Origin of the sequence: Cellvibrio sp. (assembly GCF_046347455.1) — a bacterium.
Taxonomy (GTDB): domain Bacteria; phylum Pseudomonadota; class Gammaproteobacteria; order Pseudomonadales; family Cellvibrionaceae; genus Cellvibrio.
Map to the genome: position 1 here is coordinate 548,858 of NZ_JAXMGC010000001.1, position 23,111 is coordinate 571,968.

Annotated in this window: 20 protein-coding genes; 4 read left to right on the forward strand and 16 right to left on the reverse strand. The window is 46.6% G+C overall.

Annotated elements, in window-relative coordinates:
- Positions 1-111 precede the first annotated feature (111 nt).
- The 6 genes from fliJ to fliE form a co-directional block, all read right to left on the reverse strand.
- Entirely contained in the window at positions 112-564 is a 453-nt protein-coding gene (gene fliJ / locus U1F02_RS02495) for a flagellar export protein FliJ (RefSeq protein ID WP_409988768.1), read from the reverse strand.
- A gap of 10 nt (positions 565-574) precedes the next feature.
- Complete coding sequence (fliI, locus tag U1F02_RS02500) at positions 575-1,954, reverse strand: flagellar protein export ATPase FliI (RefSeq protein ID WP_409988769.1); 1,380 nt, start codon at positions 1,952-1,954, stop codon at positions 575-577.
- A 66-nt stretch (positions 1,955-2,020) separates the two neighbouring features.
- On the reverse strand, positions 2,021-2,815 hold the full coding sequence (locus U1F02_RS02505; protein WP_409988770.1) for a flagellar assembly protein FliH: 795 nt from the start codon (positions 2,813-2,815) through the stop codon (positions 2,021-2,023).
- 50 nt (positions 2,816-2,865) lie between these two features.
- Positions 2,866-3,897, reverse strand: a complete 1,032-nt coding sequence (gene fliG / locus U1F02_RS02510; RefSeq protein ID WP_409988771.1) for a flagellar motor switch protein FliG — start codon at positions 3,895-3,897, stop codon at positions 2,866-2,868.
- Positions 3,898-3,944: 47 nt separating this feature from the next.
- Positions 3,945-5,642, reverse strand: a complete 1,698-nt coding sequence (gene fliF, locus U1F02_RS02515; RefSeq protein WP_409988772.1) for a flagellar basal-body MS-ring/collar protein FliF — start codon at positions 5,640-5,642, stop codon at positions 3,945-3,947.
- 53 nt (positions 5,643-5,695) lie between these two features.
- Positions 5,696-6,067, reverse strand: coding sequence for a flagellar hook-basal body complex protein FliE (gene fliE, locus U1F02_RS02520; RefSeq protein ID WP_409988773.1), 372 nt, complete (start codon positions 6,065-6,067; stop codon positions 5,696-5,698).
- 244 nt (positions 6,068-6,311) lie between these two features.
- Here fliE and U1F02_RS02525 point away from each other — a divergent pair, with 244 nt between their 5' ends.
- Positions 6,312-6,503 carry a PA3496 family putative envelope integrity protein gene (locus U1F02_RS02525; protein ID WP_409988774.1) on the forward strand — a complete coding sequence of 64 codons (192 nt, stop codon included), beginning with the start codon at positions 6,312-6,314 and terminating at the stop codon, positions 6,501-6,503.
- Between the two features lie 8 nt (positions 6,504-6,511).
- Here the strand turns inward: U1F02_RS02525 and U1F02_RS02530 are convergent, their stop codons facing one another.
- The 3 genes from U1F02_RS02530 to U1F02_RS02540 all read right to left on the reverse strand — a co-directional run bounded on the left by U1F02_RS02530 (position 6,512) and on the right by U1F02_RS02540 (position 10,357).
- Entirely contained in the window at positions 6,512-7,306 is a 795-nt protein-coding gene (locus U1F02_RS02530) for a hypothetical protein (protein WP_409988775.1), read from the reverse strand.
- 214 nt (positions 7,307-7,520) lie between these two features.
- A complete protein-coding gene (locus U1F02_RS02535) occupies positions 7,521-9,029 on the reverse strand; it encodes a sigma-54-dependent transcriptional regulator (protein WP_409988776.1) in 1,509 nt (502 codons plus the stop codon).
- A 44-nt stretch (positions 9,030-9,073) separates the two neighbouring features.
- Positions 9,074-10,357, reverse strand: coding sequence for a sensor histidine kinase (locus U1F02_RS02540; protein ID WP_409988777.1), 1,284 nt, complete (start codon positions 10,355-10,357; stop codon positions 9,074-9,076).
- A gap of 226 nt (positions 10,358-10,583) precedes the next feature.
- Between U1F02_RS02540 and U1F02_RS02545 the strand changes: the two genes are divergently transcribed.
- The gene (locus U1F02_RS02545) at positions 10,584-12,536 is read left to right on the forward strand and encodes a hypothetical protein (protein ID WP_409988778.1); all 1,953 of its coding nucleotides are present in this window, start codon (positions 10,584-10,586) and stop codon (positions 12,534-12,536) included.
- Between the two features lie 37 nt (positions 12,537-12,573).
- Here the strand turns inward: U1F02_RS02545 and U1F02_RS02550 are convergent, their stop codons facing one another.
- Together U1F02_RS02550 and U1F02_RS02555 are read right to left on the reverse strand one after the other, a co-directional pair.
- Complete coding sequence (locus tag U1F02_RS02550; RefSeq protein ID WP_409988779.1) at positions 12,574-12,966, reverse strand: HIT family protein; 393 nt, start codon at positions 12,964-12,966, stop codon at positions 12,574-12,576.
- A gap of 59 nt (positions 12,967-13,025) precedes the next feature.
- Complete coding sequence (locus U1F02_RS02555) at positions 13,026-13,868, reverse strand: 4-alpha-glucanotransferase (RefSeq protein WP_409988780.1); 843 nt, start codon at positions 13,866-13,868, stop codon at positions 13,026-13,028.
- Between the two features lie 93 nt (positions 13,869-13,961).
- Between U1F02_RS02555 and U1F02_RS02560 the strand changes: the two genes are divergently transcribed.
- Together U1F02_RS02560 and U1F02_RS02565 are read left to right on the forward strand one after the other, a co-directional pair.
- Complete coding sequence (locus tag U1F02_RS02560) at positions 13,962-14,417, forward strand: YaiI/YqxD family protein (RefSeq protein ID WP_409988781.1); 456 nt, start codon at positions 13,962-13,964, stop codon at positions 14,415-14,417.
- Between the two features lie 528 nt (positions 14,418-14,945).
- Positions 14,946-16,844 (forward strand): DEAD/DEAH box helicase, encoded by a 1,899-nt coding sequence (locus U1F02_RS02565; RefSeq protein WP_409988782.1) that lies wholly within the window; start codon positions 14,946-14,948, stop codon positions 16,842-16,844.
- Between the two features lie 68 nt (positions 16,845-16,912).
- Here U1F02_RS02565 and U1F02_RS02570 read toward each other — a convergent pair whose 3' ends face one another.
- From U1F02_RS02570 to rapA, 5 genes are all read right to left on the reverse strand, one after another.
- A complete protein-coding gene (locus U1F02_RS02570) occupies positions 16,913-17,566 on the reverse strand; it encodes a hypothetical protein (protein WP_409988783.1) in 654 nt (217 codons plus the stop codon).
- 97 nt (positions 17,567-17,663) lie between these two features.
- Positions 17,664-18,146 carry a hypothetical protein gene (locus U1F02_RS02575; protein WP_409988784.1) on the reverse strand — a complete coding sequence of 161 codons (483 nt, stop codon included), beginning with the start codon at positions 18,144-18,146 and terminating at the stop codon, positions 17,664-17,666.
- A gap of 1 nt (position 18,147) precedes the next feature.
- Positions 18,148-19,761, reverse strand: a complete 1,614-nt coding sequence (locus tag U1F02_RS02580; protein ID WP_409988785.1) for a M64 family metallopeptidase — start codon at positions 19,759-19,761, stop codon at positions 18,148-18,150.
- A gap of 63 nt (positions 19,762-19,824) precedes the next feature.
- The gene (locus tag U1F02_RS02585) at positions 19,825-20,109 is read right to left on the reverse strand and encodes a hypothetical protein (RefSeq protein WP_409988786.1); all 285 of its coding nucleotides are present in this window, start codon (positions 20,107-20,109) and stop codon (positions 19,825-19,827) included.
- 17 nt (positions 20,110-20,126) lie between these two features.
- Positions 20,127-23,093, reverse strand: a complete 2,967-nt coding sequence (rapA, locus tag U1F02_RS02590; protein WP_409988787.1) for an RNA polymerase-associated protein RapA — start codon at positions 23,091-23,093, stop codon at positions 20,127-20,129.
- Positions 23,094-23,111: the final 18 nt, after the last annotated feature.

The window sequence follows — 23,111 nt, forward strand, 5'->3', positions numbered from 1 at the left end:
CATGTTAAGACTAGTCGATAAATGCCTTTTGTATAGGAGCAAGACCAAGGATTCCCAAAAAATATATAGGCTTTTGCAACCCACTATTGGCGTGCAAGCAAGCTAACAGGGTCAATCGACTTGCTCGCGCCTGACATAGGCCTGCCCCACAAGCTCGTCCAACTCTTTCTGCAAGCGCTTTTCCATAAGTGCATTTTCTTCGTGCTGCAAGCGAAGGATAAGCTCCTTGATAGATTCACACTTTTGATGTGCAACTCGCCATGCTTGCCGCAGGCGTTCGAGTTGTTGCTGGAACCGCTTGAGGCGTGCTTCTTGCTCTTTCCGCGCATCGCCTAATCGCTGGATAAAACCACTATAGGCAATGAGTTCATGGGGCCTAACACCGGTTTTTCGCTCGCCATATATCGCCAGATATTGTGCGGCGTACTCGTCCAACTGGCGCAACTGTTCTACTTCTGCCGCCACCTGAGCTTGGGCTTGGCTCAGCTGTTGACCGGCGGCCTCTTCTGCCCGTTCAGCCAAGGTTAGAACAACCTGCATACGCTTGGCGCGAGATTCAGCCATAAATAACTACCTATCGCTGATGTTGAGCTGCCAAAGGCCCATTACCTTTAGGCTGTTGGGTACGAATAACAGACTGCAAATTGGCAATTGATTCCGGCATGAGTACGCGTTGGTTAATGCCTTGCTGGATAAATGCGCGCAAATGAGGGAAACGTTCAATAGCCGCATCGGTTTCTGCATCCGCACCTTGGGAATAGGCACCTATCGCAATCAAATCTTTGTTTTGTTGATAGCGTGATAAAAGCTGTTTAAAGCGCTGCATTTGCTTCAAATGCTCTTCCGGCACTATGTTCTGCATGGCCCGGCTAATAGACGCTTCCACATCGATAGCGGGATAAACACCCTCTTCCGCCAAGCGACGCGATAAAACCACGTGGCCGTCCAAGATTGCACGTGCCGAGTCGGCAATAGGATCCTGCAAATCATCGCCTTCAGTTAGAACGGTGTAAAACGCTGTAATTGAACCTTGGCCTTTATCGGCATTACCTGCTCGCTCTACCAGCTGCGGGATTTTGGCGAACACAGACGGCGGATAGCCTTTGGTGGCGGGCGGCTCCCCAATGGCGAGTGCGATTTCACGTTGCGCTTGGGCGTAGCGGGTCAGCGAGTCCATCAACAGCAGAACATTCAAGCCTTTGTCCCGATAGTATTCCGCAATGCGGCTGGATAATTGCGAAGCCCGCAAACGCATCAGCGGCGCGTCATCCGCTGGTGACGCAACCACAACGGCGCGGCGCAGACCTTCTTCACCCAGAATATGGTCAATAAATTCCTTCACCTCACGGCCACGCTCGCCAATCAAACCGACCACCACAATGTCGGCGGTAGTGAATTTGGTCATCATGCCCATGAGTACACTTTTCCCCACGCCCGAGCCCGCCATTAAGCCCAAGCGTTGGCCGCGCCCCACGGTAATCAAGGCATTAATTGCGCGAACGCCCACATCCAAGGTTTCGCTAATCGGATGGCGTTGCAAGGGGTTAATTTCTGAAGGATTGAAATCGAGGAATTCGTCGCCGATGAGCGGGCCTTTGTTATCCAAAGGCTGGCCAATTCCATTGACGACACGCCCCAAGGTTTGCAAACCAATTCGCATACCTTGCTGTGCGGATACAGGTACAACGCGTGCGCCGGGTTGCAAACCTTCGACGCGTTTTATCGGCATTAAAAAAACACGGTCACCGGCAAAACCAACAACTTCCGCTTCAATTTGGCGACCATCGCTGTTGATCACTTCACATTGTTTTCCCACCGATACTTTAAGACCAACAGCCTCCAAGGTTAAACCCACGGAACGTGTAATTCGGCCCTCCGCCACTGGCTCGTTTTTCACAACGCGGCGCGGCGCGTAGTGTTGCAGGCGGGAACTTATGGATTGGCGTTCTGACATGGGAGAACCATTTTTTGGCGCTAGAATGTGAGTATGACGGCTATTTAGTGTTGAGTTCGCTATAAATCATTCAACGCTCGGAGAGCTTTCTTCTGCATCCACCTGCGCCAGTTGCCCCGTTAAAAATTGTTCGAGTACAGTTTGCAAGCGTTGGGACACAGAAAAATCTACGCGGCTTTCCGGCGTTTCTACTTTGCATCCACCAGGTTGCAATTGCGTGTCAGCAAAGAATTTCCAATCCAGTTGTTGCTCGCTGGCGTAAGTCTCAACAACCGCTAGATCTTCTGGATTCAAACTGATGCGAATGTTTTTGCTGCCGACTGGAAGCGCCTCAACAGCTGTTTTTACTAACTCTAAAATATGCGAAGAATCGGTAACTAACTCGCGTTGAATAACGCTTTGCGTGAGTGAACAGATCACGTCCAACAACATATGTTCAATGTCGTTGTCTTGCGCCGTAAGCGGATTTAATAATGAATTAGCAAGATGTTGAAAACGTTGTTGCTCAAGCGTCAAATGAGCGCGCATTTCCATTAAACCTTGTTGGCGCCCTGCTTCGTAACCTTCGTTTTTGCCCTGCTCAAAACCGGCAGCGTGACCTTGCGCGAAGCCGTCTTTTTCGGCTGCATCAAAAATATCCTGCATTTCTTGCGCGGTCATGCCCGTTTTTTGTTGCGGCGGAATTTCAACAGTTTCGATTTTTTCTTTGCCTTGTTGCAGCAATTTTTCACGACGCATGCGCGCTTCTTTTTCAGCGCTGGATAAAATCCTGCCAGTATCGTCCACAGGTGGAAGCATCCAGGATTTTACTTCTCCCAACTCTTCCGATGGAATTCGGCCTGGCATGGATTTGGTGGTCATAAACGCCCTACTGTGAACGCATTAAATTCGTTTAAACGCGAACTTAAAAATTAAATCATGGCCTCGCCACCGCCGCCCAACATAATTTCGCCGGAATCGGCCATCCGGCGTGCGGTAGTAAGAATTTCTTTTTGCGCTGCTTCCACATCGGCAAGGCGCATTGGAGGTTTGGTTTCCAAATCATCGCGCAAGAGTTCTGCAGCACGTTTTGACATGTTTTTGAAGATTTTTTCTTTGAGTTCGTCGTCTGCACCTTTGAGCGCAACAATAAGAACTTCGGAAGACACTTCGCGCAACAGTGCTTGAATGCCGCGGTCGTCCACATCTTTGAGGTTTTCAAATACGAACATAAGATCTTGGATTTGGTTACCCATGTCTTCGTCGATTTCTTTGATGGAATCCATCAAATCGGCTTCGATAGAACCATCCAAATTGTTCATAATTTCCGCAGCCACTTTGTAACCGCCCATGGCTTTGGTTTGCGAAGCAGCATTACCGGAGAATTGTTTTTCAAGAATGTCATTCAATTCTTGTAAAGCGCTGGGTTGAACCGTATCCAATGATGCAACGCGCATCATAATGTCGAGGCGAACTTTTTCGGGGAAGAAAGTCAAAATTTCGGCAGCTTGGTCTGCGTCCAAATAAGCAATCACAATGGCCTGGATTTGAGGATGTTCGTTACGAATAATGTCTGCTACTGAGCGAGCGTCCATCCATTTCAGCGTATCCAAACCTGTGGTATTTCCGCCCAAAAGAATACGGTCAATAAGGCCGTTTGCTTTATCTTCACCCAATGCGGTTACCAGCATTTTGCGAATGTAGCCGTCTGCACCTACACCCAACCCAGTTAAGGTGCGCACTTCATCCAAAAAGTTACCCATGACGGCTTGCACATCGCTTTGTTGTACGTTGCTTAATTGCGTCATAGCAGCGCCAATACGTTGTACTTCTTTTGGCCCCATGTGCTTAAGAATTTCAGCGGCATCTTGTTCGCCTAAAGACATCAACAGAATCGCAGCCTGATCAACGGGGCGCAATTTTGTTTTGGTCTTTTCACCGGCTTTTTCGGGTGGATTCGCCATCAATCTTTACCTTAATTTGTTCGTACGCAGATTTAATGATTGATCTGCTATTCGCCTTGGTTGACCCATTTTTTTACCACTTGCGCCACTCGGCCCGGGTCATCGGCAATCAAACCTTTGATCGCATTAAGTTGCTGTTCGTAACCTTGTTCTGGTCCGCCTAGTAAGAGCGCGCTGCCGCCGGAAAGTGTAACGGTTTCATCTGAAACACCTTCCATGCCACCCAAGCCTGCGGCTTCAAGTGCGGCTAACTGGCGAGCTTCTTCTTGCTCAGCAATGCTGCCGCCGTTGCGCGCCAAACTTTTAAACACAGGGCGAAGCAAACCGAAAATTAACGCCAAAATAATGATGACACTGGCAATGGATTTAATATGTGGCATCAACCATTTTTCCCACCAAGGTACTGCGGGTAATTCTGTTTCGGGGACTTCAACACCCGCAGTAAATGGCGCGTTCAATACGTTGACGCTATCACCGCGCACAGCGGAGTAGCCCACGGAATCTCTTACCAGTATAGCCAAGCGTTCGAGTTCGTTTGCCGTCCAAGGTTGATGAGTTTCTGTGCCGTCTTCATTTTTGATTATTTTATCATCCACCACTACCGCAACGGTTAGACGTTTAAGAGTACCTTGTTGGTGTTTGGTATAACTGACAGTTCGATCAAGCTCAAAATTACGTGTGGATTGCTCACGATTATTCGTCGCTGTTTTGGGCGCCGCCGCTTGACCTTCTTGCGGTGTTGCTTGCTCAGGCGCTTGGCCGGTAGCGGGCGGTTGATTGGTCAATGCACCTGGAATACCGGCAGCATCCGCACCGCCTGCTTTTGATTCAATTAATTTTTGCTCGCTGCGCACAGCAGGTAAATCAGGATTAAAGGTTTCAGCAGCTTGTTCAACTGCGGTGAAATCTATGTCTGCACTCACTTGCGTACGGAATTTTCCGTTGCCAACAACAGGCTCTAGAATTCCTGTGATACGTTTGATTAAAGAGTCTTCTACTGTTTTTGAATATTGGTGTTGTTTGGTAGCGAGCATTAAATCCTGGCTATCTTCGCCAGTGGATAGTAAATCGCCGTGTTGATCAACAACGGTTACGTCAGCCATTTTTAAATCAGGCACGCTCGAAGCCACCAAATTCATAATGGCTTTTACTTGAGCAGGTTCCACTGTACGGCCGGCGAAAACTTCTACAAAAACCGACGCTGTAGGTTTAGACGCATCACGTACAAAAACCGTTTTTTTCGGCAAGGCCAGATGCACGCGCGCACTGCGAATACTGCTAATGCTGGTAATGGTACGCGCCAATTCACCTTCTATACTGCGCTGGTAACGAGTGCTCTCAACAAATTGACTGGTGCCCAATGGTTGCTCTTTGTCCATCAATTCAAAGCCGGGTGTTGCGCTTCCTGGCAAACCGACTTCAGCGATTTTCATACGAGCTACATGGATGGAATCTGCTGCCACTAAAATCGCACCGGTATTGGTGTCGAGCTTATATTTGATTCTGTTTTGATCGAGAATTTGAGTAACGCTTGCCGCGTCCAAATTATCCATACGTCCCATCAACGGACGATAATCATCACCTTGTGTCCAAAGTACCACCGCGAAACCTATTGCAACGCTCGCTGCCAGCGCGATCATTAAACCAATTTGGCGAAATAAATTCAGGCTGCTAAAGCCTTCTGCCAAATCGCCTGCGCGGCCTTTCGTTTTTGCGGGGAGATTTGCGTCTGCTGCGGTGGCCATATCAAAAACCTTTCTTCAACACTTTTTAATGGAGTGATTCGCGTTAACTTGCCTTAAATAGGCATGCTCATGACGTCTTTATAGGCTTCAACTAATTTGTTACGGACTTGCACCATGGCTTGAAAAGACACAGACGCTTTTTGCGAGGCAATCATTACATCGGTGATATCAACACCGTCGACGCCTTTCTCGTAGGCAGTTGCCATGGCGCTGGATTTTTGTTGAACCTCATTTACGTTATTGATTGCTTTGGTCATTAAATCGCCAAAGCTTGGAACCTTGTTTTGGGTATCCATTTGTAAATTGTTAAGCCCACGGTTAATTCCCATGTCGCCGTTAATTTGCGGACGCTGGAATACCTGAGTTTGTGATTTGAGGGTACGCATTTCACCAAGAAGACGGTTGATATCGACGCGATCTGTCATGGGATTTCTCCGAAACTCTGCTTAACGTTTGTAAGTACTGCCAGCGACAATAATTTGGCACGCTGAATTGTTACAGACGATATTGCACAAAGCAGGCCAAAAATTGCCGCGCGGCAAAGCATGTCCTCTTGGTTAAAAACAAACCACCTGTTTCACAAAAATGACTTAGGTTATTCATCAAGATGTAACGCCGCCTTCGTAGCTTTTTAGCGTTCCATTTGCTGAAACACGACGAGGACGAGCGATGAAAGAATCAATGCAGCACTACGAATCAGATGTGATTGAACACGCCATGGCCGCATTTTTAAGGCAGGCCTTAAACGCTAAAAGCAAGAACTCGCGGATCAAATACAATATGGAATGCAGACGAAAGCTGGAGATAAAAATGGAGGAACAGCGTTTACAGCGGGAAATTTCCGAATTTGACTTTAACTAAACGAGTGATTAATCCACTTTAGTATTTTTGATTTCAATAAGGGTTCGGCGCGAATTTTTTAAAATCGCGTCGCCCTCTTTAAAGCTAGGCATTTCATAAAATAGCCGATCAAAGGTGCCATCGAACTGCGCCAGCTTTAAGCCGCGCTCCAAACGATCAGCTAGGGCGAGGTTATTTTTGTTGACAAAAAACGAGTAATGAACCGGCACATCGTATTTTAGTAGCAGTGTTTCTTCTTGAACTAAACCCAGATCTGTAAAAGTAGCGACATCAAAACTTATTTCATGTACGCCGCGGGATATAAATTGGAATCTGTGCGCCGCAAGCATTTTGTATAACCCCCAATAACTCGAGGTGAAGGATACGTTGAAACCGTTATCTTTAAAGATAATGCCGTCTGTCCAATGTTCACCCGAACCTACGGTAAATTTTTTTAGATCCTCCAAGGTTTTGACTTGCGCAAAATCATTCTTTGAATCTTTGTGAATCAACAACACCCTGTAGTTGTTGAGGTTTTTAAGCAGATCAATCGGCACCAAACGCATTTGCTCTTGACGCTCTTTGGTTGCAGAACCCCACATAACATCGATACCCGCGTCTGCAATAACCATGGCGCGATCTCGCGCTATACCACCGCCGTGCACATTGTACGCAATTATGAAGTCGCCATCGGTTGCGCGCGTTTTTTCCAAGGCAACCTTAAGTATTTGTTCGTAAAAATAGGCGGGAACTGATTTATCGGTATTGGGGCTTCCGCTAATCGTTACGCGCAGCGGGTCTGCATATGCGCTAAATGATTTCAAAATGCATGCGCATAAAATGAGCATGCATTTCGATAAGCGATTGATTCGGGTTGAGCGAAGCCAGGCCATAGAGGACTCGTAAGTCGCTGTAAATTATTATTGGATATTCTTTATAGCTCAAGGAGACGAATTAATCCAATTTATGTAGGATTAAACCTTACCTCAAGGCATATTCAGACCACCCAACGGCTCAAGCGACTTTTGGTAATGGCTTTTACTCGGTAATTTCAAACCCCTCTTCACGCAAACGAGCCATTTTGTAACGCAAAGTACGGGCACTTATCCCCAATCGCTCCGCCGTGTTTTTCCGGCTGCCACCTTCTTTGCGCAAGGTTTCCATAATAATTTCGTATTCACGCTGCTTTAAATCTGTTCCCAATGCAGGGTTAGGTGCGTATGGGGTTGGGCTAATCAGCGCAATATTTTCCGCGTTATGCTGTGGAACTGCTAGATCCCGCGCAAATTCACGCGCCGCGTGAACGGGTTGCAAATGGTTAGTTTGGTAGTGCATAGCCGCCTCCACTAAATTGGGTTTTTGACTATAAATGTTGCCCGCGTCTAAACCTAAATCGACCGCATCAATAGCGCTGCCGACCTGAAGAATTAACGCGCGCTGCATAATGTTATCCAGCTCGCGCACATTGCCCGGCCACGAATAAGTTAACAGCGTTTGCTGCGCAGCCAAGGTCAAACTCACACCGTGGCGATTTTGCTTTTGCGCGTGCTTTTGCAGAATTTTTTGTGCGAGCGGCACTATGTCTTCCAAACGATCGCGCAGAGGAGCCCATTGCAATGGCAAAACGCTTAAACGGTAATACAAGTCTTCACGAAATTTACCTGCTACCACTTGCTCGCGCATGTCGCGGTTAGACGTTGCAATAACTCTTACATCGAGCTTGATGGTTTTACGGCCACCCAAACGTTCTACTTCTCGCTCTTGCAATACACGTAATAATTTTGCTTGCAACCCAATATCCATTTCGGAAATTTCATCTAGCAACAATGTGCCGCCATTTGCTTGTTCAAATTTTCCGGGAGCACTTGAATGAGCGCCGGTGTAGGCACCTTTTTCGTGGCCGAACAACATGGCTTCCAACATATTTTCTGGAATAGCCGCGCAATTGATGGCAATAAAAGGCTGGTTTGCACGGGGTGAATGGTTGTGAATATAACGCGCTAAAACTTCTTTACCCGTACCGGATTCCCCAACGATTAATACTGTAGATTCTGATTTTGCGACGCGTTGCGCTAATTGCAAAAGCTGGCGGCTGGACGGTGCTTGCGCAATAGGTTCATCGCCTTGAAGTTGCGCCACGCCTAAATGACGCGCAATGGTTTCCACTAAAATATTCGGCGCGAATGGTTTAACCAAATAATCCACTGCACCGTTTTTAATCGCGTCAACAGATTGGCTAATACTCGCGTAAGCAGTAATCAGCATCATGGGAATATGTGGATAATTCGCCTTAACTTCACGCAGCAAATCGTGACCGCTCATTGCACCCATGTTCACGTCAGAAATAATCATGCGCAGATCGTCGTGCTCTGCTAATTTTTTCAAAGCATCTTCGGCACTGCGTGCCGCAATCACGGAGTAGTCCGCCAATTGCAAAGTATCGCTTAGCGCCTCGCGCAAATTAGCATCATCCTCAACTACCAAAATTTTAATTTCACTGTTGCCGTAATCGGATGATGAATTCATCGCCAATGCTGAAAGTGCCATGTGTATTTCTCCTACCGATTAACAAAAATTATTGAGCGCGAAAATTAAAGATCCGCAAAGGGCATAAAGAGGCTGGCGCAAGTGCCATGCCCTACCGTTGATTGCAAACTGAAATTGCCGTGATGCGCCCGCGCCACAGCCTTCACCACCGCCAAGCCAAGGCCAGTACCTTGCGCTTTTGTGGTAACAAACAAATCGCCTAAATTAGGTAATAATTCCGGCGCGATTCCGGGGCCTGCATCGCACACCGCAATCATTAACAGCGGTTCTTCGTCCGCATTTTTAGGTTGGGTGGATGTAAAGGTAATGCGCAATTTTGCCTTTCGTTCTACCGCTTGAATGGCATTGTTAACGAGATTGAGCAACGCGCCGATCAAGGCTTCTCGATTACATTGAATAACTTGTTCGCCACAGTCGTTTTGCCAAACGCAAGTGGATTCTGTCGTCATCAACGGAACTTCCATGGCCTCGGTTAAGGCTTGCTGCAATTCAGTCACACTGACTACATCTTTTAAGGGTAACTCGCCTTTGGCGAAAATCAGCATGTCTTGCACTTGGCGTTCGATATTGTTTAAACGATTGCAAATTTTTTCTGAAAATTGGTGACGCTTTTCTTCATCCAACTTGCTGTTGCACAAATGTCCTGCATACAACATTGCAGCAGATAAAGGCGTGCGGATTTGGTGGGCTAAAGCGCTCATCATTTTTCCAAGCGCAGACAAACGTTCGTGGCGACTCAATTGGCTTTGCAAACGGCGCGTTTCGGTTTGATCGGTCAACAAAATAATTTGACCGTCTTCACCTTGGTTGCGAGTAGAAATGCTAATACGACGACCATCGCGCAGAGACACTTCGTGGCCATCGTCCTGACGCGGAGCAAAGGAACGTACAATTACGTCGCGCCATAACTCGCCACGCAAAGGTTCGCCCAGCAAATCAATAGCGGCGGGGTTACATTCAGAAATGCGACCTGAACAATCCAGTACCACTACACCGCCGGGTAGAAAATTGAGCAGGTTCTCCAAACGGTTGGCGATCTTTTCTTTCTCAGCCAACTCTTGCATGCGTTGGTCGGCAACCGCACTAAGCTCTTGGTTAAGCTCAGCGACACGATTCTCCAACATAAAATATGAATCGGTGAGCTGCTGCGACATCTCGTTAAAGAGATCAAACGCGCTTTTTAAATCCTGACCTTTATCCAGCGCTTTATCTTGTGCTTTGGGTGATGACTCAATCATCTCCAATGGCACCAGCTTCAAAGGTGTGTTTATCGTTTGGATAGTCAGCATGCCCGGCATGGGCCAACCCTCACTTTGTGGTGGCGTCAAACAATTAACGCCTGAATGAATTCTCAAGGGAGGTTTTGCAAAGGCAATGCCAATAGATTTTTTTCTTTAAATTCAAAAGCTTAAAAAAACTGAAACATAGAAAGTCAAAAGCTTGGCACTTTTTGGAACTCCGAAAACCAAATAATCGGGGCGCCATAATTTGCACCGCTGGTGCTACACTTCGCCAAAGTCTACAAAGCACGCCCACCACCCAAGGAGAACAACAGTGGCCGACTACAAATTTGGTAAACACGAACCCCCGCATATGCGTTGGCCGGTGGCTTGGTATCACCCTTTTGTCTTGTTTCGCTCAGCACGGGAAATGGTGGCTACGGGCGATTTCATCCGTAACTTTGACCGCAGGGAATTGTTCACCGGTGAATTTAAGGTCATTGATCAAGCTAAAGACTACGAAGGCGGTGATTACTGGTGGGATTTCATTTCCGATAGCGGCGATGGCGGCAATTCCAGTTACACGGTCGCGCGGGCGATGCAAACCCCGAAACTGCCCGTAGGAATAGATGACGGGGTCGTCGCCCCGGAAATCTCAAACCAGTTGCCCGCCAGCAATCTTTTGGTCTTGGGCGGCGACTTGGCATATCCCGGCGCGAGCAACGAGGAATATCAATACCGGTTTATCGAAATGTGGGAGGCAGCTAAACCGCGTGTCGCTAGCGGGGCTAAGGCCGATAACAAGCTGCATGTTGTTTCTATTCCGCAAAACCATGATTGGTTTGACAACATCTCCAGCTTTAACCGTCACTTTATCGGTGACTACGACAACCATTTCCTACAGGCGCACACCCCGCAAAATCGCAGCTATTTCGCCACCCGTCTGCCCCACAACTGGTGGATTTTCGGGTTGGATTTCGCTTTGGTTGGCGACCTTGACCGCACGCAATATGAGTCCTTTCTACACCTGATCGCGGAAGTCGGCGATACTTCGGATCAGAAAATTCAGGCAGGTCACAACCTAATACTGCTTTACCCCGAACCCTACTGGACGCGGCCGCTGGGTGATGGCGCCGGTGAAGGTTACCCACGCCGCTACCAAAGACTGGAAGCCGCCCTTCTCAATGCAGGGATCAAAATCCGTATGCGGCTCGCGGGGGATTTACATCATTACGTACGCGAATCTGCCACCACCGGAGCTCAACTGGATTATGAGGACATGCTCGTAACCTGCGGATCTGGCGGGGCTTTCTTGCATCCCACACATGCCAAACGCGTTACCGCAACAAAGGTATTAGATCGTATTGACGATGAGAACGCTATGACTCCCGATATTAGCGAACGCGTTTGCGTGGGCATTCAGGCAGGCAAAGAAACGCAAAACCAACGCCGGTATAACCACCAGAAGAGTTACCCAAGTAGAAAAACGAGTAAGGGGTTGTCCTGGTGGAATTTGGTTGCACTATTTAAGCCCACCTCCATTTTTGGGCTATTCGCGGATGAAGTAAAAGGCAGTGTATTTCAGCGCACTTGGCAGCGGCTAGGGGAACTCAAAAAAGGCTTGCTGGGCGGAAACTTTATGTTTCCCATCTTATTGGGCCTGCTCTACTTTCTTGCGGTCTATTGCAACAGTTTCGTCTTCACCCATTCGTTTGAAGCTGATGGTTTTATTCACGCCAGCGAAATTGGCGACTTGCATCTACTGGCTTTTTTAGGCCTGTGGTTCAAGGCACTATTTTTCAGCCCCCTCGCCTTTTTGATTCATGCTGTCTTACTCTGCCTATGCGGTGCTATTGCAAAGGAAGATGGAGGCTATGCCTTTTTCTTTAGCGTGATCTATAGCGTTTTACATATTCTCGCGGCAGCAACCCTGTTTTGGATTGGCAGTGCGTACCACTGGGGGCCTTATTTAAAAGGTTGGTTCATTTTTGGTGGCGGTGTAGTGGTGGGAGGTTTACTTTTCGGTATTTACTTCACATTAATGGCACGCGTTGGTCGGCTCGCCAACAACGCCTTTTCTGCCATTGCACACCAAGGATACAAAGGCTTTTTGCGCTTTCGTATTGATAGCCAAGGCACACTGCATGGCTACATGATTGGAACAGACCAAGTGCCGCAGCGCTGGGTTATCAATGATCACAAAGACAATCGCCCACTTTGGATTGAACGCGATGACCAGAAAAATCCAGATTGGAAAATACGAGATGCCTTTAGTTTGGAAAAATAATTTATAAGCCCGCTTTTACGCGGGCTTTTTTTCAACCCTAAGCGAATGCAGCGCGAATTTTTGCGGCGGTATTTTTCAAAGCATCTTGATCCGCATTTTTAGCAAATGCGAAATTCAAATCGTCCATGGAATCAATCGGGACTAAATGAATATGCGTGTGCGGAACTTCCAAACCCGCAATCATCAGGCCAATCCGTGTGCACGGGAAAATACCTTTCATGGCATTCGCAATTTTGTGGCTAACAATCATGAGATGCGCGGCCAAACCAACAGGGAGGTCACTCCATTGGTCGATTTCTTCGCGAGGGATAACTAACACATGGCCTTCGCGGATAGGCTGTATGGTTAATATAGCAACGGCTTTCTCATCCTCATAAACAAAGTGCCCTGGGATTTTTCCTTCCATAATTAATGTAAATACACTTGCCATTATTTTCTCCTAATCTTTATCTCGGTCATTTCACTCGCAGGTTGAAAATGACCTTTGCATTAATAAATTGCCAAACCAAAACTCAACAATCGTTTTGCTAAAAGCTCATCAATTTGGCTGATGTTTTCATCGTGAATTTCAATAAAGTCGTAAGCGTGTTTCTCATAGAACTCTTGCTTCGCCAACTTATTTGCTAAAGCTGCGGCATTATCTTTTGCACCCCAAAGATCGATACACACTTGCACGTCCGGAATAAAAAAATCGACCGTCACTGTGTCACCACCGAGAGCTAGCGGGTAATTACAAGCGTGGTTCACGCCGGCCAGATACAACCAGTTTTCAACAATTAATGCCTCCGCAGAACTCATCAGTTGGCCGCTCAATGCTTCGATCGGTTGGTTACCGGAAGATGGAAAAGCTGCCCCTGTAATTTGTGCAATGGATTCGTTGAAAAGGGAATTGTCCAAAATCGTTTCTGGCCAGGTCACGTAAGGCACCCCAGACTGTTCGCTAAAATGCTGCTCACCGCCCAGCGCCTTTCCGCGCGCACTTAACATCCAACCGCGAATATGTTTTTTTAGCCAACCGCGCTCAGCAAGAAGATGGTTGATTAACCGCGCGGGTATATGCCATTTTGATCCAAGGTCTGTAGCCGTTAAAGGTGCCGGCGGTAAGAGTGCTAATAACGGATGATGTTGAATCGATTCAGGCCAGGCAATATAGGGCCCAAATTTAGGATGGTTGATATAGGTTCCACCTTCAAATCGCCCTTTTTCCGTGAGCGTCCACTGGCTTTCCTGAAATACGATCCAACCCGCGCGCGCCAAAAGCGTAAACAGGTCGTTATTTTTTTTGTTTAATATTCTGGCCAACACCGTGGTGGAAATTTTCCGCTCTGTCATAAAAACACCTTCCTTAATCAGTTTGCCCAAGAGTCTAACCCATGGCTATAGCAAAATGTATAATCGCGCCAAACCATTTAAGAGACGAACGCCATGCAGATTTGGGTCGATGCAGACGCCTGCCCAAAGCCGGTAAAAGAAATTCTTTATCGCGCTGCACATAAGCGCCAAATCACCATGACCTTAGTAGCCAACCAGTTTTTATCGGCTCCCGCTTCACCGTGGATAAAATCAGCTCAGGTCGCGGGCGGGTTTGACGTGGCAGATAATTACATAGTTCAACAACTCGTTGCGGGTGATCTCGTCATTACCGCCGACATTCCCCTCGCTGCAGAAGCCATTGCTAAAGGTGCCGCCGTGATTAATCCGCGCGGTGAGCGCTATACCAAAGATTCTATCGGCGCGCGTTTGAACATGCGCGATTTTATGGAAACCATGCGTTCCAGCGGCGTTGTACATGATGGGCCGCCGCCTTACAACGACCGCGACAAGCAAGCTTTTGCCAACGCCCTCGACTCCCTACTCGCAAAGCCAACGCCTAAAATGTGAACCAAGCGCTATTTTGCTGGCTTTATGGGTCGCAAATCCCTATACTGCGCGCACTTTCAGTAACGCCCCTCCTTTTTGAGTTTATGTTGTGGGGATATGCTGAGCAGGCAGGATGCCTGAGGGCTGCCCAAATATCGGTTTCCAAAACCGATCAACAACATGAAGTTCAAATTTTCAGCCTGCTATAAAGTGCGCAATTTTAGAAAACACGATGTTTTCAATTGCACTGTGCTCCAGTTAGCCAATTATTTTTTGGTTAGGGCACGCGGGAATCCGTTGATTTAATCGCCTTATATTGCTTCAGCAACGCTGTTGCTAATTTCTTTTGTGGGAAAATTTTTACTTTCTCACCCATAGCGACCCGATCATCGCTCCCACATGAGCTGCGCTTTCACGCAGCAAATTTATTTATTCGATCAATAAAAACAAAAACGAATCCTTAACTGACGCGCTTTACTGAATGTCAGCGACGGCTTTGCTTTATTGTTTTTCAATCGAACTTTTTGTGATCAACCCAAAGGTTTAAAAATGACTGACCAAATTCTGTTTACCGATTTAGCCCTCTCCGAGCCCGTACTCAAAGCCATTCAAAATGTTGGCTACGAAGTACCCTCCCCGATTCAAGCAGCCGCTATTCCTGTGCTGCTCAACGGTGGCGACATTCTCGGCATGGCGCAAACCGGTACAGGTAAGACCGCAGCTTTCGCATTGCCACTGCTGTCAAAATTAGATGTAAAACAAGCTGACCCACAAATCCTCGTGTTGGCACCAACTCGCGAACTTGCAATTCAAGTAGCAGAAGCTTTCCAAAAATACGCCGCCGAAATTCCCGGCTTCCACGTATTACCGATTTACGGCGGTCAGGATATGACTAGTCAATTGCGCCAATTGAAACGCGGTGTGCACGTCGTAGTCGGCACACCTGGTCGCGTAATGGATCACTTGCGTCGCGGCAGTTTGAATTTAAATAATTTGAAAAGCCTGGTGCTCGACGAAGCCGACGAAATGTTGCGCATGGGCTTTATCGATGACGTTGAATGGATTTTGGAACATACTCCTGAGACTCGCCAAACCGCATTGTTCTCTGCAACCATGCCGCGCGAAATTCGCAAAGTGTGCGATAACTATTTACGCGATGCCAAAGAAATTAAACTCGCCAGCACTCAATCCACCGGCGACAATATTGAACAGGTTTACTGGATGGTTAGCGGCACCAATAAATTGGATGCACTGACCCGTATTCTTGAAGTTGAACCTTTCGACGGCATGATTATTTTCGTGCGCACTAAAACTGCAACCGTTGAACTCGCCGAAAAATTGGAAGCACGTGGTTTCTCGGCTGCTGCCTTGAACGGCGACATGAACCAACAATTGCGCGAGCGCACCATTGAGCGTTTAAAAAGCGGTTCATTGGATATAGTTATCGCCACTGACGTTGCTGCGCGTGGCATTGACGTTGAACGTGTAAGCCACGTAGTCAACTACGACATTCCTTACGACAGCGAAGCTTACGTTCACCGTATTGGTCGTACTGGTCGTGCGGGTCGTAGCGGTAAGGCAATTCTATTTGTTGCTCCGCGTGAAAAGCGTTTGCTTTACACCATCGAAAAAGCGACTCGCAAACCCATTACTTTAATGGAATTGCCAAGCGGCGCCACTGTAACCAAACACCGTATTGATCAATTCACACAACAAATTACCAACACATTTGCTGAGCAAACTGATTTAAGTTTCTTCAATGATTTGCTGGCCGAATACAGCCACAAAAATGATGTGTCTCCAGAAGACATTGCGTCTGCATTGGCTTATCTGTTGCAAAAAGAGCGCCCACTGCAAGTTAAATTTACCGATGTAAAACCAGAGCGCGAATCTCGCGACCGTGGTGACCGTAATGATCGTGGTGGTCGTGAAGACCGTGGCTCGCGCGATCGTGGTGGTCGTGACGGTGGCCGCGAGCGCTCACGTGAAGATCGTCCACGCCGTGAACACAATGATGAAAACATGGTTCGCTACCGCATTGAAGTAGGTCGCAACCACGAAGCTCGTCCCGGTGACATCGTTGGCGCTATCGCCAATGAAGCAGGTATTTCCAGCGCAAATATCGGTCACATTAAATTGCACGATGAATTCTCAACGGTAGATTTACCAAAAGGTTTGTCTGGCGATGTATTGAGCCAACTGAAAAAAGTTCGTGTACGCAATCGTCCATTGGAAATCAGTGTTGATCAAGGTGGCGGCGGTAACAGCCGTGACCGCGACTTCGGCGACCGCGGTCCACGCACACGTGAATACAATGAAAAGCCACGCGGTGAAAAACGTAGCTATTCAGACAAACCACGTGATGGTGCGCCACGCGGAAAGTTAGGTTTGGGTGAAAAACCGAGAAGCGAAAAAAGCAAAAGCTTTCGTCCAAAGAAGTTTGATTAATCCATAACAATCAAACTTATACAAAAGCCAGCATTGAGCTGGCTTTTTTATTTCTATTACCGCGAAATTTAGGGATTAGATTTCGGTTTCCCAAGCGGGGCTTTACGCGATTCAAAATCTGCCATAACTCTATCCATAGCTTTTTCACTGTCGTTTTTTCCGCAAGTGGTATAACCCCAATTATTTGCGCGATCACGTGAATCCATTTTAGCCATAGATACCATACACATCCCATCGCCCATCTCAATAAATGTTCTGCCATCAATTGCCGTCCATGTTTTAGATTTTTCCTGCACGCGTGGTCGATTTACTCCTTGCGAGTCCAATAATTTCTGCCGCATTTTTGGATCAAATACATTCTCATACTGCCCAGACGTTTTTGAGGGGAGTTCAGAAGACGAGTCGTTAATCTGAATATCCAAAGGTGATATAACCGGCTCAGCGATCTGAATATTGGGAGGATTCCAGTGCGACAGCTGGAGCGGCTTCACAATGAGCTCTGGAAGCACTGAGTTTGTTTCCTCAGGCTTCGACAACACATTAATCAAACGCAGAATTTTTTCAGGACGGGTCTTTTCCGGCCTTTCTCTATCATTAAATACCAGCACGATAACTAAGGCATGCAACAACAGAATAACGCCCAACACAATTGATGAGCGAATCCTTAATCGGTCTTTTGAGGAAGAATAAAAATGACTACCTTGTAATTGGAAAAATCCCATACGACCGAGCCCTATATTATTAACCGGACTCTAGACGTTGCACCATCTTGAAAGTTCCATCTTAACCTTTAAGATAAGTCCCTGAACTTTGAGTGATTTATTTAATTTCCCTTGGGGTAATCAAAAAATCATGTTTACGCTGAGTTAATTTCTGAGACTTCGTTGTTCCCGAAGATTCTAATAAAGGCAGGTAAATAATAGGGGTTCGTTCAATACTGAGCTTTTGCATCTCGCTATTATAGGGAACTCGAATAACCACGGTAGTCTTTTCCAACCGTGACTGACCGCGTGAAAACTTGTCAGCTTCCGCAAAATGAGCGCGAATAACTTGTGGGTCCGCAATAATACCTTTTGCGAGAATTACACCTGACGAGGAAGAAATATCCCAATTAAGCGCCCCTTCACTTGGCTTTTGCAAAGTTGCGGTAGCAGGAAAAGCACGAGGTATTAGCCAGGCATCAACCAGACGATATGTGGTATCGGAAACCTCTAACTTAAGCATCAAGGTTTTCACCTCTTGCGCATAAGTAGTGTTCGCCAGCAAACACACTAACAACACAATAGATTTAATTAAATTCATGTTATTGAATGCTCCACGAGTGTTGAAATTTGCTAACGCCTTTAAGATCGCGACGAATAAATTGCGTATCATCTTCAACCGTTACTTTAACACTACGAATAGTTTCATCCACAGCCGTCAAAATCAAAAATGGAGCTGAGTTCGCAGCCTCAACTTTTACATCATTTACCCACCAGTTCACGCGCATATAGGCAGGGTCAATTATCAGAGGAACAGAAAAAACTTGTGAATTTGAGGATCGTGAAACTGTAGCGCCTGAGGGTAAAAATTTATCCGTTGCTGAATAGTAATTCCATATCGTTAGCGCCCAAGCTTCGCGATTTACGCTCCCGTAGGGCGCGTTTAGCGAGCGCATAATAGAATCATTTGTTGCTCGCCAAATTCCTGTAGCTCTGTAACCCCCGCCCAAAAAATACCCCACCTCGGAGTCCGAATAATTGCTTTTGTTATAACCCGCGATGGAATTTTTATCTTCGAACCAATAGTTCCATTTAACGTCTAGCACAGCTGGATTAATAGTAATGTTTGCGGCGAACGGCTCCTCGTTAAAATAAATCCCTACATTGCTATCTACATATTCATCAGCCAGCAAGACAAGCGAATGGCCCAACTCATGAAGCACAACATTTTTCACTTCGCTATTTAGTGAGGCCGTTGCAACGTGACCACCTGCTCCACCGTAAATTCCGCTATTAACGAGCACCAATATCTGATCATATTGCGGAACATGTTGCGCAATATGATCGATAACTTTTTGGTCATTCACGCAAAGCAAGCGAGCAATACCCGCACAACCGAAATAGGCACCCAACAAAGTATTGCCCCCCGAATTACTTTGCGGAACATCTCGCGACGATGATATAGATTCCACCAACCACACATTGATCAATGACTGGTAGTGCATTAAGGCGTAATCGTCATAATCAAATATATAGCCCAGCAAATCGCGCGCAGCCTCCTCTAACTTTGCCTGATCTTCAGCCAAAAACGCGTCGCCGACAATGACCAAATCGACGCCCCGACCATTGCTATTACCTTGTAACAATTTCGCCTTTGAGGAAAAAGGTTGCGCAACTGTGAAAGCGACTTGCTTTGACACGCTTTTACCTTTGTTATCCGTCACCTTGCCTTCCAAGACAACGTCACCAGGATCACCAGCACTTACCTTCAGCTGGTTAGCACTTTCAGCAGATGACACTGTAGGCCCAGAAACTTGCGTCCAGTTAATATTTTTTATCTCGCCTTCCTCAGAAAAGGCTACCGTTTGTAAAGTGAAAACCTCACCTGTTTGTACGCGTTCAGGCGCAGGCGTTATTTGGATAACCGGCTCAACCAAAGTGCTGCTACCAACTTGAAACACTTTAGCAATATTAGGGAGTGATCGTGAACTTCGTGACACCGAGGATTGTATTGAGGAAGAAATGGATGAGTTTGCGATAGAGGATGACGCATTTAGACTACTTTCCGCGGAACTACTTGAAAAGCTAATACTCGAGGAAGCGATTTGAGTAACATTCGTTAATGAATTAGAGTCTGATGACCCGCCACCACCACCGCCACAAGCCGTTAGCAGGCACACTAACATGCCCACATAAAAACATTGGTTTTTTAACACGTTGACTTACTCCCTTATTTTTAGCACGTTCGATCGCTTACAGAGCGGCTTTGGAGAAACCTGTTATTCGTCAAACATTTGAATCATATAGCCAGACTTAATAGCCTCTGCCATAGCTTTATCTGCCGCCACAACTCGCGGGTCATCCGTTAAGCTGCTCGGCACAAGTTTACGCTTTTCTATTTCAATTTCCGTGAAACCAGCACGCATTAAGTAAACTTTGCAAAGCTGCTCTGCTCCGAACAGATCTATAAAATTGATATAAACAATGAAAGGAACTAATTGTCCTTCTTTGATTCCGTCGTCGCGATCTTTTTTTGCCTTGGCATTTACAGAAAAAATATACATAAGAAAACTCACATTAATTAAACAGTCATGATCACACGCAAGGAATCCAAACGTAGTTTAGCTTGCGAGAGGTAATGTTGGCTCGCCGCCAAACGCTCCTGCAAATAATCAATTTCTGATTGACGAACGTTCGGGTTAACTTGTGCCAAAGCTTTCATACGATCTAGCTCAGCACTTATTTCTTCTTTTACTTTGTGTTGCGCGGCGGCAATAAGTTCAGCTTGCTGTGGTTTGGCTTTGTCTTCCGCTTTCTGCAACATGTCCACCAATGCGGGGCGTGCATGACGAACGAGTTCCTGCGCGTTATTGCGCGGTACTTTTTGTAATAGTTTACCGAGCTGATCAATGCCCAACACCGCATTGAGATCTTTACCATTATGATCCAAGAGCACACGCAACATTGACTGCGGCATATGGCGGAACAATTGCAATTCTGCGGGCGCCGGGCAATGCAGAACATACAAAGCCTCCAACATTAAATTGCCAGGCTTCAAAGGCGGTAACTTCAATGTACAGAATGCGGTGTTCCCAAATTCAGTTAATGAAATAAGCTCTTGGGCGCCGCGCACTAGCGGGTGTTCCCAGCTTATAAACTGCATATCTTCGCGAGACAAGGCTTGCTGACGTTGATAAGTAATGGTCAAACCGGATTCTGGCAACCCGGGGAATTGCTCAACGCGCATATGATCGCTTGGGTGAATAACCTGACTATGCTCGCTGTGTTTTTCTGAATCGATTCCAAATGCATCGAACACCGCATCCAAATAATTGATGAGGTTTTCATCTTCATCTTTCTCCGCCAATGCGGTTACCAGTTCATCAGCTTGCGCGGGCTTGCATGAATTCAATTCCAATAAACGATCACGTCCCTTTTGCAACTGTGCCACCAAATCGGCCGCATAGGTTTGGGTGTCTTTTAATAAATTGGTGAAGACCATTTCGTCATTATTCACCAACGATGGCAAAAGATGATCCGCATATTTAATGTAAACGTTTTGGCCTATGGCACAGGTTTTCTCAAAAGCATTTAAACCTTGGTGATACCATTGGATTAATTTCTCTTGCGCCGTACCCGCGTAGAAAGGCGTGTGAATGTTGACAGTTGCAGTCTGGCCAATCCGATCCAAGCGACCAATTCGCTGCTCTAATAAATCCGGGTTAAGCGGCAAATCAAATAACACCAGATCTTGTGCAAACTGGAAGTTACGGCCTTCACTACCAATTTCAGAACAAATCAACACTTGCGCGCCCTCTTCCATATCGGCGAAGTAAGCGGCAGCGCGATCGCGCTCGATAAGACTCAAACCTTCGTGGAAAACAGCGGTCAACAAGCCTTTACGCAAGCGCAAATAATCTTCAAGCGTTTGCGCCGTATCTGCATTCGCACAAATCACTAATACTTTTTTACGGCGATTTTGTTTTAACCAATCGCTTAACCAAGTGACACGAGGATCTTGCAGCCACCATTCATTTTCAGTTTGTTGCCAATAGGTTTCCGCACGAAGTTGTTTTTCAAGCGGTAATTTGCAAAATTCAGCCGCTTGATCCTGCGAAAGCTCAACTGCATGTTGATGTAATTTTCGTTCCGGAAAACCCGCTACCGAATTGCGCGTGTTTCTAAACAATACGCGGCCTGTACCATGTCGATCTAACAAGTAACCGATAGCCTTATCAATAGCCGTACCTAGGTCCGTTTCTACAGCAAGTGAATCCAGTTCTTTTAGCGTTTCAGCGGGCAGATAATTTACTAATTGGTTAGCCAAGTTTTCTGGAATCGCCTTAGCATCATCACTGTGCGCCGCTAAAAGCGATTGAACTAAATCATTTAGTGGTTGGTAAGATTTTTGTTCTGCAATAAATTTTTCCAAATCGTAATAACGATCCGGATCAAGCAAACGCAAACGCGCAAAGTGGCTTTCCAATCCAAGTTGCTCTGGCGTGGCGGTTAGCAATAGCAAACCTTTCGCCACTTTGGCCAACCCTTCGATATATTGGTAAGCGACACTGGCCTTGCCGTCACTCCACTGGAGGTGATGGGCTTCGTCTACCAATAACAAATCCCAAGTCGCTTGCAAGGCTTGCGCGTAACGCTGCGGATTTTTTGTGAGAAAATCGAGCGAGCATAGAATTAATTGCGCGGATTCAAATGGATTATCACTGGTCGCTTCACGCTCAATGTCATCGGTAAAATCATCAACATAGTCGATTGATTCCTCAAAGCTATCCAAACCTTCAATAGCTTGGCAGCGTTTTTCGTCTAACAAAGTAAACGCCAGATTGAATCGGCGTAACATTTCCACCAGCCATTGGTGTTGCAAACTATTGGGCACAACAATTAATGCGCGGCTTACTCGACCACTAATTAACTGTTGATGCAAAATCAAACCCGCTTCAATAGTTTTACCCAAGCCTACTTCGTCTGCTAAAAGAACCCGTGGTGCATGGCGTTGTGCAACTTCGTTTGCGATATAAAGTTGATGCGGCAACAGCTGCACGCGCGGCCCCGCGAGACCAAAAATAGCTGATTGGCGGTGCTTGTTGAGATAATCGAGTGTTTTGTAGCGCAAGGTAAAATGCGTGTGCTTATCAATTTGGCCCGCGAACAGGCGGTCACGCGGAGTGCTGAATTGAACAAAACTGTCCAATTCGAATTCTGGAATCGCAACTTCTTCTTTTGTCAGGTTTTTGTCTTTATCAAATGCTAATCCGTAATAAAGCAAACAGCCCTGTTGTTCAACAACACGCGTAATTTTTACGCTGGTACCATCTTGATGACGAACCTTTTCGCCTACTTGATACACAACACGGCTCACTGGCGCATTTTCCATCGCGTAGGTACGGCGCTCTCCTGCCGCGGGAAAACTTAGTGTCAAACGACGGTTTGCAATATCCAACACTATGCCTAAGCCCAACTCAGCTTCTGCTTCACTAATCCAGCGTTGGCCAATAGTAAAGGCCTGACTACCTACTTGCGATTTACTCACTCAACACACCTATATCTG

What these genes read in the sequence shown, in the direction of transcription:
- fliG (WP_409988771.1), bottom strand. Translation starts at nt 3,897, where the DNA reads ATGGCGAATCCACCCGAAAAAGCCGGTGAAAAGACCAAAACAAAATTG.
- U1F02_RS02555 (WP_409988780.1), bottom strand. Translation starts at nt 13,868, where the DNA reads ATGACAGAGCGGAAAATTTCCACCACGGTGTTGGCCAGAATATTAAAC.
- fliJ (WP_409988768.1), bottom strand. Translation starts at nt 564, where the DNA reads ATGGCTGAATCTCGCGCCAAGCGTATGCAGGTTGTTCTAACCTTGGCT.
- U1F02_RS02575 (WP_409988784.1), bottom strand. Translation starts at nt 18,146, where the DNA reads ATGAATTTAATTAAATCTATTGTGTTGTTAGTGTGTTTGCTGGCGAAC.
- U1F02_RS02565 (WP_409988782.1), top strand. Translation starts at nt 14,946, where the DNA reads ATGACTGACCAAATTCTGTTTACCGATTTAGCCCTCTCCGAGCCCGTA.
- U1F02_RS02560 (WP_409988781.1), top strand. Translation starts at nt 13,962, where the DNA reads ATGCAGATTTGGGTCGATGCAGACGCCTGCCCAAAGCCGGTAAAAGAA.
- U1F02_RS02585 (WP_409988786.1), bottom strand. Translation starts at nt 20,109, where the DNA reads ATGTATATTTTTTCTGTAAATGCCAAGGCAAAAAAAGATCGCGACGAC.
- U1F02_RS02550 (WP_409988779.1), bottom strand. Translation starts at nt 12,966, where the DNA reads ATGGCAAGTGTATTTACATTAATTATGGAAGGAAAAATCCCAGGGCAC.
- U1F02_RS02505 (WP_409988770.1), bottom strand. Translation starts at nt 2,815, where the DNA reads ATGACCACCAAATCCATGCCAGGCCGAATTCCATCGGAAGAGTTGGGA.
- fliF (WP_409988772.1), bottom strand. Translation starts at nt 5,642, where the DNA reads ATGGCCACCGCAGCAGACGCAAATCTCCCCGCAAAAACGAAAGGCCGC.
- fliE (WP_409988773.1), bottom strand. Translation starts at nt 6,067, where the DNA reads ATGACAGATCGCGTCGATATCAACCGTCTTCTTGGTGAAATGCGTACC.
- U1F02_RS02570 (WP_409988783.1), bottom strand. Translation starts at nt 17,566, where the DNA reads ATGGGATTTTTCCAATTACAAGGTAGTCATTTTTATTCTTCCTCAAAA.
- fliI (WP_409988769.1), bottom strand. Translation starts at nt 1,954, where the DNA reads ATGTCAGAACGCCAATCCATAAGTTCCCGCCTGCAACACTACGCGCCG.
- U1F02_RS02525 (WP_409988774.1), top strand. Translation starts at nt 6,312, where the DNA reads ATGAAAGAATCAATGCAGCACTACGAATCAGATGTGATTGAACACGCC.
- U1F02_RS02535 (WP_409988776.1), bottom strand. Translation starts at nt 9,029, where the DNA reads ATGGCACTTTCAGCATTGGCGATGAATTCATCATCCGATTACGGCAAC.